This window comes from Ruegeria sp. YTSC002 (assembly GCF_059609845.1).
This window is the reverse complement of record NZ_JBXWML010000013.1, coordinates 43585-59185: the sequence shown is the minus strand read 5'-3', so window position 1 is coordinate 59185 and position 15601 is coordinate 43585. Positions and strand designations below refer to the sequence as shown.

Annotated in this window: 15 protein-coding genes and 1 tRNA gene; 8 read left to right on the top strand and 8 right to left on the bottom strand. The window is 59.5% G+C overall.

Features of this window, described 5'->3' with window-relative positions; translation table 11 throughout:
- The first annotated feature begins 120 nt into the window (after positions 1–120).
- Genes AC2FFD_RS19285 through AC2FFD_RS19275 form a run of 3 tightly spaced genes read left to right on the top strand, consistent with a single transcriptional unit; the run spans position 121 to position 4209 of the window.
- The gene (locus AC2FFD_RS19285; protein ID WP_496873869.1) at positions 121–768 is read left to right on the top strand and encodes an ABC transporter ATP-binding protein; all 648 of its coding nucleotides are present in this window, start codon (positions 121–123) and stop codon (positions 766–768) included.
- On the top strand, positions 765–3179 hold the full coding sequence (locus tag AC2FFD_RS19280) for an ABC transporter permease (RefSeq protein ID WP_496873868.1): 2415 nt from the start codon (positions 765–767) through the stop codon (positions 3177–3179). Before AC2FFD_RS19285 ends, AC2FFD_RS19280 begins: the two co-directional genes overlap by 4 nt.
- On the top strand, positions 3169–4209 hold the full coding sequence (locus tag AC2FFD_RS19275; RefSeq protein WP_496873867.1) for a lipocalin-like domain-containing protein: 1041 nt from the start codon (positions 3169–3171) through the stop codon (positions 4207–4209). Before AC2FFD_RS19280 ends, AC2FFD_RS19275 begins: the two co-directional genes overlap by 11 nt.
- Before the next feature lie 94 nt (positions 4210–4303).
- Here AC2FFD_RS19275 and AC2FFD_RS19270 read toward each other — a convergent pair whose 3' ends face one another.
- From AC2FFD_RS19270 to AC2FFD_RS19255, 4 genes are all read right to left on the bottom strand, one after another.
- The gene (locus AC2FFD_RS19270; protein WP_170344175.1) at positions 4304–4735 is read right to left on the bottom strand and encodes a universal stress protein; all 432 of its coding nucleotides are present in this window, start codon (positions 4733–4735) and stop codon (positions 4304–4306) included.
- Positions 4732–7341: a TRAP transporter permease gene (locus tag AC2FFD_RS19265; protein ID WP_170344174.1), complete on the bottom strand. Its 2610-nt coding sequence runs from the start codon at positions 7339–7341 to the stop codon at positions 4732–4734. The genes AC2FFD_RS19270 and AC2FFD_RS19265 overlap by 4 nt, the downstream gene beginning before the upstream one ends.
- A gap of 98 nt (positions 7342–7439) precedes the next feature.
- A complete protein-coding gene (locus tag AC2FFD_RS19260; protein WP_170344173.1) occupies positions 7440–8408 on the bottom strand; it encodes a TAXI family TRAP transporter solute-binding subunit in 969 nt (322 codons plus the stop codon).
- Between the two features lie 616 nt (positions 8409–9024).
- Positions 9025–9110, bottom strand: a tRNA-Leu gene (locus AC2FFD_RS19255).
- Positions 9111–9257: 147 nt separating this feature from the next.
- On the opposite strand from AC2FFD_RS19255, the gene AC2FFD_RS19250 reads away from it, so the two are divergent.
- Together AC2FFD_RS19250 and AC2FFD_RS19245 are read left to right on the top strand one after the other, a co-directional pair.
- Positions 9258–9836, top strand: coding sequence for a YqaA family protein (locus tag AC2FFD_RS19250; protein WP_152458071.1), 579 nt, complete (start codon positions 9258–9260; stop codon positions 9834–9836).
- Positions 9833–10303, top strand: a complete 471-nt coding sequence (locus tag AC2FFD_RS19245) for a disulfide bond formation protein B (protein WP_496873866.1) — start codon at positions 9833–9835, stop codon at positions 10301–10303. The genes AC2FFD_RS19250 and AC2FFD_RS19245 overlap by 4 nt, the downstream gene beginning before the upstream one ends.
- On the opposite strand, the gene AC2FFD_RS19240 is transcribed toward AC2FFD_RS19245, so the two are convergent.
- Positions 10300–10887: an HNH endonuclease gene (locus tag AC2FFD_RS19240; protein WP_170344171.1), complete on the bottom strand. Its 588-nt coding sequence runs from the start codon at positions 10885–10887 to the stop codon at positions 10300–10302. The two genes, AC2FFD_RS19245 and AC2FFD_RS19240, sit on opposite strands and share 4 nt — an antisense overlap.
- Positions 10888–11100: 213 nt before the next feature.
- Here AC2FFD_RS19240 and AC2FFD_RS19235 point away from each other — a divergent pair, with 213 nt between their 5' ends.
- Positions 11101–11706, top strand: a complete 606-nt coding sequence (locus AC2FFD_RS19235) for an rRNA large subunit pseudouridine synthase E (RefSeq protein WP_496873890.1) — start codon at positions 11101–11103, stop codon at positions 11704–11706.
- A 32-nt stretch (positions 11707–11738) separates the two neighbouring features.
- Positions 11739–12164 carry a VOC family protein gene (locus AC2FFD_RS19230; RefSeq protein ID WP_496873865.1) on the top strand — a complete coding sequence of 142 codons (426 nt, stop codon included), beginning with the start codon at positions 11739–11741 and terminating at the stop codon, positions 12162–12164.
- 40 nt (positions 12165–12204) lie between these two features.
- Here AC2FFD_RS19230 and AC2FFD_RS19225 read toward each other — a convergent pair whose 3' ends face one another.
- On the bottom strand, positions 12205–12870 hold the full coding sequence (locus AC2FFD_RS19225; RefSeq protein WP_170344169.1) for an alpha/beta hydrolase: 666 nt from the start codon (positions 12868–12870) through the stop codon (positions 12205–12207).
- On the bottom strand, positions 12867–13499 hold the full coding sequence (locus tag AC2FFD_RS19220) for a DNA-3-methyladenine glycosylase family protein (RefSeq protein WP_496873864.1): 633 nt from the start codon (positions 13497–13499) through the stop codon (positions 12867–12869). The genes AC2FFD_RS19225 and AC2FFD_RS19220 overlap by 4 nt, the downstream gene beginning before the upstream one ends.
- A 97-nt stretch (positions 13500–13596) precedes the next feature.
- On the opposite strand from AC2FFD_RS19220, the gene AC2FFD_RS19215 reads away from it, so the two are divergent.
- Entirely contained in the window at positions 13597–14823 is a 1227-nt protein-coding gene (locus AC2FFD_RS19215; RefSeq protein WP_480684242.1) for an MFS transporter, read from the top strand.
- Here AC2FFD_RS19215 and AC2FFD_RS19210 read toward each other — a convergent pair whose 3' ends face one another.
- The gene (locus AC2FFD_RS19210) at positions 14824–15600 is read right to left on the bottom strand and encodes a phytoene/squalene synthase family protein (protein WP_257600848.1); all 777 of its coding nucleotides are present in this window, start codon (positions 15598–15600) and stop codon (positions 14824–14826) included.
- Position 15601: the final 1 nt, after the last annotated feature.

The following is a 15601-nucleotide window of genomic DNA, read 5'->3' as shown; positions in this document are numbered from 1 at the left end:
GGTGCGGGGCACAACCCCGGCGATCGTGCCAAAAGCCTGCGGCGAATGGAACCGGGTACCGGTCCGCACTGGACAGTTTGGAATTCCGTCGCACATCCTTGGAAGAAAAAAGGCCAGATCATGCTGTTGACCATCGACCGTGTTCAGAAAACCTATCCCGGCGGGCGCCCGGTTCTGCGCGACGTGTCGCTGACCCTTGATCACGGGCAAACTCTGACCCTGACCGGAGAAAGCGGCAGTGGCAAAAGCACTCTGCTGAACCTTGCCGCTGCGCTCGATTGTTTTGACGGCGGTGAAATCACTCTGAACGGTACGCCTCTGTCCCCTTTGGACGATGCCGGGCGGGCCGAGTTGCGGCGCAGGCAGGTCTCGCTGGTGTTTCAGCAGTTCAATCTGATCCCTTCGCTGACCGTTGCGCAGAACCTTTCCTTTCACGCCCGCCTTGCCGGCGTCGAGGATTCCGGTTGGACCGCGCATCTGACCGAACGCTTGGGCCTGTCCGATCTTTTGGACCGATTTCCCGAAAACCTGTCCGGCGGGCAACAGCAGCGGGTCGCGATTGGCCGTGCGATGGCTGCGCGCCCGAAACTGCTGCTGGCGGATGAGCCCACGGGCAATCTGGATGAAACCGCCAGTGCAACAGTACTGGATCTGATGCTGGCACTTGTGGCCGATACCGGCGCAGCGCTTCTGTTGGTCACGCATTCCCAACAGATTGCGGCCCGACTGGATCGAAGCCTCCAGCTCTGCGGTGGTCGTATCCAATGACAGCTGCCGTCATTCAGGCTTTGATGTCACATTGGCGGGTGCACTGGTTGCAGCTTGCAACGCTTTTGACAGGCATCGCGTTGGCCACGGGTCTCTGGTCCGCGGTTCAGGCCATCAATGCCGAAGCACGTGCCAGCTATGCCCGGGCCAACGCGCAACTCGCCCTTGGCCAGTTCGACGAGTTGCGCGATCCATCCGGTCTGATCCCGGTCTCGCGTTACGTCGATCTGCGTCGTGCTGGCTGGCAGGTGGCGGCCGTTCTGGAGGGCCCCTATCGGATCGCAGGCCGCACTTTGCGTCTGATGGGTGTGGACATGGTCGCCTACCCGGCCCTGCCAGCCGTTACCGAAGCTGACCAAAGCACCGCGCCGACTGAGCCGGCGGACATGCTGACCGCTCCGGGGCGGCTTCTGGTCGCGGAAGAACTCGCGCCGCTGTTGCGCGACCAGGACAACCTTCCGCCGTTTTCACTCACCACGGCGCTGCCACCAGACGTTATCCTGACGGATATCGGCACAGCCGAAGCCCTGCTGAACCAAACCGGTTTCATCTCGCGCCTCATTGTTTTGCCGGATCAGCCGCGTGATCGCCCCCCCCTGGCCGAAATCGCGCCCGAACTGGAGCGCGCCAGCCCATCCTCGCAAGTCGATACTGCACGGCTGACAGACAGTTTTCACCTGAATCTGTCGGCTTTTGGCCTGTTGTCCTTTGCCGTTGGCCTGTTCATCGTGAACGGCACTGTCGGGCTGGCTTTTGCCCAACGCCGAGGCATGATCCGTACCCTGCGAGCGCTGGGTGTTTCGATGCGGCGGCTGGTCTTCCTGATCCTGACCGAACTGACGGGGCTGGCCCTGATCGGTGGAACCATGGGTCTGCTTCTTGGGTTCTTTCTGGCCGGAGCGTTGTTGCCCGATGTCGCAGCAACCCTTCGCGGCCTGTATGGTGCGCCCGTGACCGGACAGCTGACATTGCACCCCCATTGGGTGTTTGCCGGGATGGCAATGGCTGTCTGCGGCACCTTGTTTGCCAGTGGCCATGCGCTGTGGCGATTGTCTCGTATGCCTCTGCTGGCGGGGCCCGGAGTGCAAGCCTGGCAGGGCAATGCTCGGACACGCCTTGTGACCGGTTTGCTCGGCTTGGCCCTGATCTTCGGCGGTACCATCGCCTATCTCGGCATCGGTGGGCTGGTTGCCGGTTTCGTGCTGTTGGCCGGATTGCTGACCGGTGCCGCGCTTTTGTTGCCGGCGCTTCTGACCTTTGCGCTTTCCGTCTTTGGCAACAGGTCCCGTGGTGCCGTCGCGCAGTGGGTCTGGGCCGACATGCGCGCCCAATTGCCCGGGCTGTCGCTTGCCCTGATGGCCCTGTTGCTTGCGCTTGCGGCAAATATCGGTGTGGGCACGATGGTTTCAAGTTTCCGGCTGACCTTTGTCGGCTGGCTGGACCAACGCCTGACTTCAGAACTCTATCTGACCGTCCGTGACGAAGAACAGGGGCGCGAGATCACGGATTGGCTGCGGCCACAGGTCAAGGCCATCCTTCCAATTCGCAACATGGAACTGCCACATGAAACGGGCCCCCTGTTTCTGTACGGGGTCATTGACGATCCGGTCTATCGGCAACACTGGCCGTTGATATCGGCAACCGCGACCGTATGGGACGACGTCATGGCCGGAGACGCGGTTCTGATCAACGAACAACTGGCACGGCGCGCGAACCTCTGGCCCGGAGATACGCTGACACTGTCCCCGGATCATGCGTTGGCCATAGCCGGGGTGTATTCGGATTACGGAAACCCGACCGGGCAAGCCATTGTCTCGATGGCCCAGCTTGACCGCATCGCGCCGGGGGCAGAGACCCGACGGTTTGGCATCCGTTTGAACCCCGAACAGGCGACTGAAATGGCGCAAACCTTGCGCGAGCGGTTCGCCCTGCCGCGTCAGGCCGTGGTTCAGCAGGCCGCCATGAAGGCGCAATCATTGGCAATCTTCGAAAAGACCTTTGTCGTGACCTCGGCACTCAACGTTCTGACCCTCGGCGTGGCGGGATTTGCCATACTTACCAGCCTGCTGACCCTGTGGACCCAGCGCTTGCCTCAGATTGCTCCGGTTTGGGCACTGGGGCTGAACCGGGCGCAACTGGCGCGGCTGGAACTGCTGCGCAGCGTGCTGCTCGCGGCTCTGACCGCGTGTCTGGCGTTGCCGCTTGGTCTGATCCTCGCCTGGGTTCTGTTGGCAGTGATCAACGTACAGGCCTTTGGCTGGCGATTGCCGATGTTCGTGTTTCCCTGGGATTGGTTGTGGCTGTTCCTGTTGACCCTGCTGGCCGCCCTGGTTGCCGCGGCCCTGCCCGCGCTGCGCATGGTGCGTCTGCCCCCTGCCGATCTGCTGAAGGTGTTCGCCAATGAACGTTAAAGCCCTTTTGGCCGCTCTTGTGTTTTTGTGCCCATCGCCGCTGTGGGCGCAGGGCTATGCTGGCCTTGGAGGATCAGCCGAAGGATTCGAGATTCCGCAGTCGGGGATCGAGTTCGACTTTCCCAAAGACCACGGGCCACATCCCGCCTATCGGATCGAATGGTGGTATCTGACGGCCAACCTCAAAGGCGAGGACGGGCGTGACTATGGCATCCAATGGACCCTTTTCCGGTCGGCCCTGAAGCCATTTGAAACAGATGGATGGCAAAGCCCGCAGATCTGGATGGGCCATGCGGCTGTCACCACGCCTGACACCCACTATTTTGCCGAACGCCTGTCGCGTGGGGGGATCGGACAGGCAGGTGTTGCGGTACAACCGTTCGAAGCCTGGATCGACGAATGGCGCATGGCCGGACCGGACATGGACACCCTGACCCTGACGGCAAACGGGGCTGATTTCGGGTATGATCTTGCGCTGAGCGCACAAGGCCCGTTGGTGTTTCATGGCCAAGCGGGCTATTCCGTCAAATCCGCCGACGGGCAAGCCAGCTATTACTATTCACAACCCTTCTATTCAGTTGAAGGCATACTGCACCTGCCGGACGGCGATATGCGCGTCACTGGTCAGGGCTGGCTGGACCGGGAATGGTCATCGCAACCCCTGGCCGAGGATCAAACCGGCTGGGACTGGTTTTCGCTCAGCTTCGAAGGCGGAGACAAACTGATGGCCTTTCGCCTGCGCGGTGGTCGCGGCGATTTCACGTCGGCCACATGGATCAATTCAGACGGCAGCACCGATGCCATCCCCGACGGATCCGTCAGGCTAGAGCCGCTTGCGACCGATCAGGTGGCAGGCCGCGACGTCCCGACGCAATGGCGCGTCGTGCTTGCGGACCGAGGCATCGACGTCAAGGTATCCGCCCTGACGCCAGATGCCTGGATGGGGACGCGTTTCGAATACTGGGAAGGCCCGGTTACAGTCACTGGCAGCCACGAAGGCGTTGGTTATCTGGAAATGACAGGCTACTGAAACAGCTGCCGCACAAATGCTTCCTGAATGATCCGACGGCAGCGGACTGCCGTCGGCGTTTCAACACATTTGCGTACTGGATCTGCTTTTCGCGTCAGCGCACCACGTAGACCGAGACGTTGGAATGTCGCACCACACGTGCCGCATTCGGGCCCAGCAGGTAATCCTTCAAATCCGGCTTGTGGGCTCCGATTACGATCAAATCAGAGCCGGCACTTTCGGCCGTCTTCAAAATCTCCTGATAAGCTGTTCCTGTCGCAACCACATGGCGGATGGTTTCATTGCGCTCGGCCCCCAGGGTCGATACGCACAGCGCCGTCAGCTTGGCCTGCGCTTCCTCCAACGCCTTGTCGTGAAAACCGGATTCAAAAAACCCCGACACCCAGCTTTCCCCGAAATCGGGCAGCACCGTCACCACGTCAAGTTGCGCCCCTTCCATATCCGCCAGCGCGGCTGCTTTTTTCAGAACCGGTGCATCAATCTCGCCGTTGCTGATATCAACGGCACACAGAACAGAGCGTGTCATGCGGGCACTCCTTGTCTTGCGGCACGACCGCGTTGCAGGAAAGCGATAAGGCCGAGAAGGATCATCGCCGGGATATAGACCAGTTGCTTCGGAGGCTGGCTGGACGGCAGGCTGACCGAGCTCAGGCGCACAGCCTCGTCACCGTAATAGTCAAAGTTGGCCAGATCATCGGCAACCGGTGAACCAAACATCGGCTCATCTAGTTTCACAAGACCATCCTCTTCGAGCAACAGCAGCCCCATGGCATCGACGCGCGCGTCACCGCCCTCTTCTGATCCGACTGGCACGACAACCGTGGTGTCCACCATCTTGCCGGTATCAAAATCCGGCCCGCTGATCACCATGCGAACCTCGGTTCCGGGTGGAGTTTGGCCGATGGTTTCGACAAACGCCGCAGGCTCGACCGAAGTGTATGGAGGTGCGATGCGATCCATGAAGAAATCCGGCCTGAACAGCGCGAATGCCACGGCGATCAGCGCGATGCTTTCATAGATCCGGCTGCGGGTCAGGAAATACCCCATGGTGCCTGCCGTGAAGACAAGGATCGCTATGGTCGCGAAAATCGCCACTGTGATCCCTTCGACCCATGTCACATCGATCAGCAGAAGATCGGTGTTGAAAATGAAGACGAAGGGCAGCGCCACGGTGCGCAGGCTGTAGAAGAAGGCCGTGAAACCGGTTTTGATCGCATCACCGCCCGACACAGCCGCGGCGGCAAAACTGGCAAGCCCGACCGGAGGTGTCACGTCGGCCATGATCCCGAAGTAGAAAACGAACAGATGGACGGCGATCAGGGGAACGATCAGCCCGCTTTGCGCACCCAGTTCAACAACCACCCCGGCCATCAACGAGCTGACAACGATATAGTTCGCGGTTGTCGGCAAGCCCATGCCCAGGATCAGGCTGAGCAGCCCGACCATGACCAGCATCAGGATCAGATTGCCGCCCGACAGGAACTCGACCAGATCGGCCATCACCTGACCAACACCCGTCAACGTGACGGTTCCCACGATCACGCCCGCGGTTGCCGTGGCAAGCGCAATGCCGATCATGTTGCGTGCCCCGTCGATCAGCCCTTGCCACAGGTCGGCAACACCATCGATGAAAGTGTTGTACAGGTTGCTCTGCCCCCGGAACATCGCCTTCAGCGGCTTCTGCGTCAGCAGGATGACAAACAGCAGCGATGTCGCCCAGAACGCGGACAGGCCCGGTGACTTCTGTTCAATCATCAGGAAATAGACCAGAACGATGATCGGCAGCAGGTAATGCAGACCTGCCTTGTAGATATCGGCGATGACCGGCAGCGTAACCTCTTTTGCGTTCGGGTCATCCGGTTCCAAATCAGGCACCTGGGCCGCCAGATACAGCAGGGCAACATATACCGCGCAGATAATCAGGCTCAGCACCAGACCGGCCGCCGACGGCACCCAGCTTGTCACGGCATCCACCGGGAATTGTGACCCATAGCAAAGACCTGCAAACACCAGGAAGAATGCAAGCATCCCCACCACGGTCCGCGCCAGATGCACATCGCGGTCGCCCAGCGTGGGCATGTTCCGCTTCACCGCCTCAAGGTGCACAATATAGACCAGCGCGATGTAGGAAATCGCGGCTGGCAGGAAGGCGTGGGTGATCACCTCAACGTAAGAAATACCCACATATTCCACCATCAGGAAGGCAGCGGCCCCCATCACCGGCGGCATGATCTGCCCGTTCACGGAACTGGCGACCTCGACCGAGCCGGCTTGTTCGCTGCTGAATCCGACGCGTTTCATCAGTGGGATGGTGAATGTACCCGTGGTGACAACGTTGGCAATCGACGAGCCCGAGATCAGGCCGGTCGCAGCCGAGCCCACGACAGCCGCCTTGGCCGGACCACCGCGCAGGTGGCCAAGCGCCCCAAAGGCCATCTTGATGAAATAGTTCCCTGCCCCGGCTTTATCCAGCAATGCGCCGAACAGCACGAACAGGAAGACGAATTTCGTGGAAACACCCAGTGCGATACCAAACACGCCTTCTGACGTGATCCACATGTGGCTCATCGCCTTTTTCAGGCTCGCGCCCTTCCAGCGGATAACTTCAGGCACCCACTCTGAAGCACCGAAGAAGACATAGGCCAAAAATATCGTCGCAATGATTGCCATGGCCGGGCCAAGCGCACGGCGCGCGGCCTCGAACAGCAGGATCAAGCCAAGCAACGCAACCCATTTGTCGGTGTCGTCGGCCAAACCGCCCGCATTGACGATCTTGTCATAGAAGAAATAGCCGTACAGCGCGACAAACGCGCCCACCAATCCCATGATCCAATCCTGAACCGGGATGAAATCCCGCGGGCTGGATTTCAGCGCGGGATAGGCTGCAAAAGCCAGAAACAGGGCAAAAGCCAGGTGGAATTGCCGTGCATTGTTCACGACGCTTCCGGGCAAGACATAATTCGCCAGGGGCGAAGCCAGAACAACTTGAAATATCGACCAGATCGCGGCCACGACCGCCAGGAAAACGCCCACGTTCCCGACCGGATTGCGCCCTCCTGCGTCAGAAGACGCAACCAGATCCTGAAGCTCTTCTTCGGAAAGCGGACGATTGGATTGAGTGTCGGAATTCATCAAATGTCTCCCCGTCGCGGCCATTTTTCGGCCATCTGAACCCCGTTTCTTACGGGTTTTGTGCAGGGCGCCCTTGGGCACCCTGCGTCAGGTCTGGTTTACTGAATCCAGCCTTTTTCTTTGTAGTACTTCTCGGCACCCGGATGCAGCGGAGCCGACAGGCCGTCCGCAATCATCTCTTCCGGCTTCAGGTTTGCAAATGCCGGGTGCAGCTTTTTGAAATCATCGAAGTTTTCAAAGACCGAGCTGACGACCGCGTAAACCGCATCTTCCGATACATCGGCCGAGGTCACGAAGGTCGCGCCCACACCAAAGGTCGCGGTGTCTTCGTCGGATCCACGGTACATGCCACCGGGAATGGTTGCCTTGCGGTAGAACGAGTTTTCGTTGACCAGCTTGTCCACGGCCTCACCGCTGACGTTCACCAGAACCGAGTCACATGCGGTAGTGGCTTCCTGAATCGAACCCGAGGGGTGGCCAACGGTGTATACCATCGCGTCGATCTGGTTGTCGCACAAGGCTGCTGACTGTTCAGCCGCTTTCAGCTCGGTTGCCAGTTCGAAATCGTCGGTGGTCCAGCCCATTTCGCCCAGCAGGACTTCCATGGTGCCGCGCTGACCGGAACCGGGGTTGCCGATGTTGACGCGCTTGCCCTTCAGGTCTTCAAAGTTGGTGATGCCGGAATCGGCGCGGGCCACGACGGTGAAGGGTTCGGGGTGCACCGAGAACACGGCGCGCAGGCCTTCGAACGGGCCGGCCTCTTCGAATTTCGAGGTGCCGTTATAGGCGTGGTACTGCCAGTCGGACTGGGCCACACCAAACTCCAGTTCGCCTTCGCGGATGGTGTTGATGTTGTAAACCGAACCACCGGTCGATTCGACCGAGCAGCGCACGCCGTGCTCTTTCCGGCCTTTGTTGACCAGACGACAGATCGCGCCGCCGGTCGGATAGTAAACGCCGGTGACACCGCCGGTACCGATTGTAATGAACTCTTCGGCATATGCCGCCGGAGCCAGAAGGGCTGCGGTGACGAAGGCGCCGACGCTCAGTTTGCTGCTGTTTTTCATCTGTTAACTCCCACTTTTTTTGTCTGGCAGTTGGAAATCAAGTTTGATCACCTGCTCAGGGAAGCGTGCCGATAATACAAACCGGCCCGCATCGCAACGGCTACAAATCTTTGAATTTCCCAATTTCTCCCAACCCTTTCGAGGTTTCATTCAGATACCCACAATGTCAAGGCCGGCACCGGTCGGACCTGCGCCAATTCGCATATATGAGCACAAATCACGAACTTTCCCCATCAGTTCACAGCGAACAGTCTGGGGTCACACGATCAATCGAAGCCCAACACTCCGTTTCATCCTCGATGCAATGAACCGGCACGAGTCGGCGCGAAAAAGAGCGATCCGCGTTTTCGAACATGGACGCAGGGCATGTCACGTTTTTGCGTTCGGGCGAATCTGACAAAAGCCCCCCAATACCAACCCGGTTCACGATTCACACCGCCGGGGACCTGATGACCTGACTGCTGATGCAAGCCCGGAACGTTGTGGCATTTGCGGCCCGCTACAGAAGGCCTCGAACAAGACATGAAGACCAAGGTTGCGGGTCAGCACCTTGATCACGGCACCAGCACGGAACCCCGCCATAAGGACGGACGGTATTCTGAATTCGTCGGGAATGTGGTGCCCAAGGAGAGACTCGAACTCTCACGCCCGTGAAGGCGGGGGATTTTGAATCCCCTGCGTCTACCATTCCGCCACTTGGGCCACGAACACTGGATTAGCGCCCATCCGAGCGAAGGTCCAGAGGCAAAAACCATCCAATAATCCATTTGTTTCGCCCTCGACTGTTGACGGTCCGTCAGGCGCATGGTTTGGCTTGGCTTCAGACCGGGAACTGGATTTGAGTGCTTTATGTTACGATCGCTTTATGACTGGACTATTCGTCTGGCCGAACACCCTCACGCGCTGTGGGCGCTGGCCATCGTGGCTTTCATCGAGAGTTCGTTTTTTCCGATTCCCCCGGATGTGTTGATGATTCCGATGATTCTGGCTCGCCCGTCCCGGGCATGGCTGATCGCAACCGTGGCGCTGGTGGCGTCGGTTCTGGGTGGCATGCTGGGCTATGCGATCGGCGCGTTTTTCTATGAAAGCATCGGACAGCCCATTCTGGAATCCATGGGGAAAGCCCATGCCATGGAAGAATTCAATACCCGGTTCAACGACTTCGGGTTCTGGGCCGTTCTGGCCGCGGGTGTGACCCCCTTCCCCTACAAGGTCATCACCATTATGTCCGGCTGGACCGGCATGCCGCTTGGAACTTTCATCGCGACCTCGATTCTGGCCCGCGCGCTGAGGTTCTTCCTGGTTGCCGGCCTGCTCTGGGGATTCGGTGAGCCAATACGCGACTTCATCGAAAAGCGCCTGGGGCTAATGTTCACTTTGTTCATCATCCTCCTGTTTGGCGGATTCCTGGTGGTGAAATACTTATGACGAGACGTTCGCAACTTGTCGCGGTGGCAAGTCTAGGATCGCTGGCCCTTCTTCTGGCCGCTTTTGGCTTTCAGCATCTCGGCGGGCTTGCGCCATGCAAGATGTGCATCTGGCAGCGCTATCCACATGCAGTGGCCATCGCGATCGGCGCCGCGGCGCTGGCATTGCCAAGGCTGACCTTTCTTCCTTTGCTGGGCGCAGCGGCGGCCGCGACGACATCGGCGTTGGGTGCATTTCACGCCGGCGTTGAACAAGGCTGGTGGGAAGGCCCAAGCAGCTGCACATCCGGCAGCATCAGCGGTCTGTCCGCTGACGATCTGTTCGATCAAATCATGTCCGCGCCTTTGGTGCGGTGCGATGATATCCCCTGGGAGATGTTCGGCATCTCGATGGCAGGTTGGAACGCCATTGCTTCTGCCATTCTGGTACTGATCTGGATGGCCGCGTGGAGATCCCGCCCGGCTTAGAACTGATCCAGCTCTGCATCCCAGTACAGGAAATCGATCCAGCTTTCATGCAGGTGGTTCGGCGGGAATTTCCGACCGATATTGCGCAACGCTTCGGCATCGGGTTGGCGCGGTGGCTTGCGCAAGGTCATCCGAGCCTGGCGCAGCGATTTTGAACCTTTGCGCAAATTGCACGGGCTGCACGCGGCCACCACGTTCTGCCAGCTGGTCACACCACCGGCGGCCCGCGGCACCACATGATCAAAGGTCAGGTTGTCCCGGCTGCCGCAATACTGGCAGCGGAATTCATCCCGCAGAAATAAATTAAAGCGCGTGAAGGCCACGCGCTTTCTGGGTTTTACATAGTCTTTCAAAACAACGACCGAGGGTATTCGGATCTCGGTGCTCGGGCTGCGGACGACCTCGTCATATTCAGCCACGATATCGACCCGATCCAGCCAGGCGGCCTTGATCGCTTCTTGCCAGGGCCACAGTGACAGCGGGTAATAGGACAAGGGGCGATAATCGGCGTTCAAAACCAGGGCCGGGTGTTGTTTGAGCGCACCCGGCTCCCTTACAAATTCGGTCCTGAAGTCTCCGTCCATCACAGAATCGCTCCTCGCTCTCAGCTGCCCGTTTGTGACACCAGAGCGGGGAGCACCCGCCCCGGTCTTTTGATAACTATATATCGTGTTAAAACTCTGACAAGCCCTGAGTTTCCACAATATGTCGCAGACGGGGTAACGCGAATCGGTAACAGGCATGTGACAGTTATCCACAGCTTGCACCGGGGGCACCGTTCGGGCTATGCGCAGGTCATGTCCTGGTTCATCCGCTTCAACAAACCTTATGATGTTCTGCCGCAGTTCACCGACCGCGCCAACGCAGACAGCCCACGCAGCACGCTGTCTGATTTCATTGATCTGCCCGGCGTCTATCCGGCAGGCAGGCTGGACCGTGACAGTGAAGGTTTGATGCTGCTGACGGATCATGGAAAGCTGCAATCCCAGATCTCTGACCCAAAGCACAAGATGGCCAAAACCTATTGGGTTCAAGTCGAAGGCACCCCCGACGAGGCTGCCCTGAAAACGCTTCGCAACGGGGTCGAATTGAAGGATGGTCTGACCCGCCCCGCCAAGGCCCGCCAGATCGACGAGCCCGAGGCGCTCTGGCCCCGAACCCCACCGATCCGCGAACGCAAGTCAGTCCCGGACAGTTGGCTTGAACTGACCATACGTGAAGGCAAAAACCGACAGGTGCGCCGGATGACTGCTGCCGTGGGCCTGCCGACGCTGCGCCTGATCCGGTACCGCATCGGAGAGTGGACCCTGGATGATCTGGAGCCCGGGCACTGGGACAGTCTGCCAATGCCGACACTGAACGCGTCCCCCCAACGCAAGCGCGACCGTCGCCCGCGACGGTGACAGACCCTGCCCCGATCTGCTAAACTGGGGTCATGAAGAAAACGCCTGACATCCCGGCCCCTTCGGCCATTCTGGAAGCGGCGCTCTATGTTGATGACCTGGACGCGGCAGAACAGTTTTACGGCGAAGTTCTTGGGCTCGAACGGATACAACGAGTCGCTGACCGCCATGTTTTCTATCGCATCGGCGGATCGGTCCTGCTGATTTTCAATCCCGACCAGACCGAACAACCGCCCCTCAGCCCCGACATGCCCGTTCCGCCCCACGGCGCGCGCGGCCCCGGACATGTGTGTCTTGTGCTGTCACGAGAGGACATCGCGGCGATGCGCAAACACCTTCTGGACTGGAATATTCCGGTAGACGCCGAGTTTGACTGGCCCGCAGGCGCACGGTCTTTGTATGTGCGCGACCCGGCCGGAAACTCGGTCGAATTCGCCGAAGGTCACTTGTGGGATTGAACCGGTGCGGAACGCATGGGCGCTCCGCAGGTTCCAAACACTAAAGACTCAGCTTGTCGCGCATGAAGGCCAGCGCAACGCTCAGCCCATCCGGGGCGATACCGTGCCCGGTGCCTTTCATGACATGGGCATAGACCTCTTTGAAACCGGCAGCTTGCAAGGCTTCGGCCGCTTCCGGCAGGGATTGTGGCGGGACAACGTCATCAGCGTCGCCATGCACCAGCAAGACAGGCATCCGGCTGACGGTTTCATCCGCCAGCAGATCGGGTTCCAGCAAACGGCCAGAAAAGGCTACGATCCCGGCCACGGGATCTTCCCGGCGTGGTGCGACATGCAGGCTCATCATCGTGCCCTGGCTGAAACCAAACAGAACAACCTGTTCGGGCAGGACATCTTCGTCCACCATCAGCGCGTCCAGAAAGGCGTTGAAGTCCTCGACCGCCATTTCCATGCCCCGGCGGGCCTCTTCCTCGGAAGATCCATCGATCCACGGAATTGGGAACCACTGATACCCGTTGGGCATTCCGGGGATCTGCTCGGGGGCGTCGGGGGCCACGAACAACGTGTCAGGCAGGTGTTCGCCCAGCGGATCGGCCAAGCCCAGCAGATCGGCACCGTTTGCGCCATAGCCATGCACGAACACCACGACCGAGCGCGTGTCGCCCGAAACAGGCTCTTTCCGGAGCGCATTCAAAACCCGTGTCATCTGATCCCTTCTCTTTGCTTTGCAACCCGGTAATAGGCCCACAGAACCCGCGCCGCAACCGAACGCCAGGGCGACCAGGCCTCGGCCATTTTGCGCAATTCCTTGTCTGTCGGACGTTCAGGCAGGTCATAGAGGATGCGCGCCGCCTCTTGCAGGGCCAGATCACCGGGTGCGATGACATCTGCGCGACCCAGCGAGAACATGGCATAGATTTCGGCTGTCCAGACACCGATTCCCGATACTTGCGTCAAAGTAGCGACGACATCTGCGTCAGTTGCATCGCGCAACGCGTTATAGTCGATACGTGCCTCGGCCAGAGCCCGCGCATATCGGATCTTCTGACGGCTCAGGCCAACGGCCCGAAGATCATCATCCGTCGCCCACAGGATCTTGCGCGGACCGGTCAACCTGGCATCCTGAAGCCGTTTCCAGATCGCATTGGCCGAAGCCACACTGACTTGCTGACTGACAATTGCACTCAATAATTGCGCAAACCCATCGGGGCGGCGGCGCAGCGGCAAGGGGCCGGTCTGATCCATCGCATACGCCATGCGTGGACAGGTTTGGGCCAGCCATTCGGCCCCTTCGGCAACACAGTCCGGTGTTTCGATGATGCGGCCTGCGGACATGCGGCCTCCCTGCTCTGCTATCTCGGGCACGTTAGGCGCATGTGACGCAGATGCAACCCGGTTGTGCCTCAAACACTTAGCCGATAACCATTCGCCCATGACCATGATTTCAACCCTTCCGGACGACCGACGGGCCAAACGCAATGTGGCCGTGCTGGTGGCTGCCCAAGCCATACTGGGCGCGCAGATGCCGATGATGTTCATCGTCGGCGGGCTTGCAGGTCAGTCGCTGGCTTCGAACCCCTGTTTGGCGACCCTGCCGATATCCCTGATCGTTCTGGGATCGATGCTGGCGGCCACGCCGATCTCGGCCATCATGCAAAAATGGGGCCGCCGCGTGGGGTTTCTTGTCGGGGCAACCGCCGGCGCTTTGGGCGGATTGATCGGAGCTTATGGCCTGTTCCTTGGTTCCTTCCCCATCTTTCTGGTCGGCAGCCTGCTGACCGGCATCTATATGAGCGCACACGGGTTCTATCGCTTTGCAGCAGCAGACACCGCTTCAGACGATTTCCGCCCCAAGGCGATTTCATATGTCATGGCGGGCGGATTGGCGGCCGCCATCATTGGGCCTCAGATCGTGAAGCTGACGTCTGAAGCTTACGTCATCCCTTTTCTGGGTACATATATGGCCGTAATCGGCATCAACGTTCTGGGTTCGGTGCTGTTCTTCTTTCTCGACATTCCGACGCCTGCGAAACCTGCGGCTGATGAACCCAAGGGGCGGTCACGGATCGAGCTGTTGAAAACGCCCCGCATTGCCGTCGCGATCATCTGCGCCATGGTGTCTTATGCGCTGATGAATCTTGTCATGACCTCGACACCGCTTGCGGTTGTCGGATGTGGGTTTTCGGCCAATGACGCGGCGGATATCGTGACAAGTCACGTGCTGGCAATGTATGTTCCCAGCTTCTTCACCGGGCACCTGATCGCCCGGTTTGGCGTTGAAAAGATCGTCGCTCTGGGCCTGGCCATACTTGCCGCATCAGGAGTGGTTGCGCTGCAAGGCGTTGAATTGGGGAACTTTTTTGTTGCCCTCGTCCTTCTGGGCATTGGTTGGAATTTCGGCTTCATCGGCGCGACCACGATGCTGGCCGCATCTCATGAACCGCAAGAGCGTGGTCGGATGCAGGGCCTCAATGACCTGCTGGTGTTTGGCGGTGTGACACTTGCATCGCTGGCCTCGGGTGGGTTGATGAACTGCTCGGGCGGATCCGCGATCGAGGGGTGGAATGCCGTTAACCTTGCCATGATCCCCTTGCTGACACTGGCAGGTGGCGCATTGCTGTGGCTGGTTCTGCGCCCGGCCGATCCCGAAAGCGTCTGATCACCAGCGCCCGCTGCCGACGGTCCACATCAGGGACAGGCGCTGACGCATTTCGCTTGGGTCAAGCGTTCCTGCCGCCACCCGCTGGGGCTGGGCGATGGCCTGCTTCAGAACCCGTTCCGCCAGCCAGCCCGCATACAGCGCGGGACGCGCCTCAGGCGCTATGTCGCCTCGGTTTGATCGTGCGTTGCGCAATCGATCCAAAGCGGTTTGGGCCAATTGCTGAACGCCACCCGTCGTGCCATCAAGCAAAGGTACACGACCCCGCTTTTCCAGTTCGGGAATGGCGCGGAACCAATTTGCCACACCGACTCCGTACCCGAAATCGCGCAGCACGCTTTCCTCCGCCGCACCCAACGCCTGCGCTGAGGCCACGAAAAGCGACCCGGAACTGTGTTGGATATAGGCGTCAAAATGCTCCTGATCCTCAAACGGGTCCTTATATATATCCCAACGCCTTACGGCGACAAATTCATCCAGAATACCTGCCAGATGCGGCGACAGGACCCGAGACAGAGGCGTCACCACCTCATGCCGCCGCACAGGGGCGCCTTCTGCAATCTCCTGCAACGCGTCGCGCCACCATTGCAGCCGCATTTCGGCAATCATGGGTTCTTGCGTCACCCACGGAGCGCGGGCGACTTCAACATTCAGCGCATAGACCGGAAACAACACCGACCGAGCCGACACCGGAGCCGCCATCGTCGCGCGGAATCGGTCAGGATCAGCCCGCTGCACCAGCGCGGCGCAGGCTTTGACATCGTCATCAAAAACCACG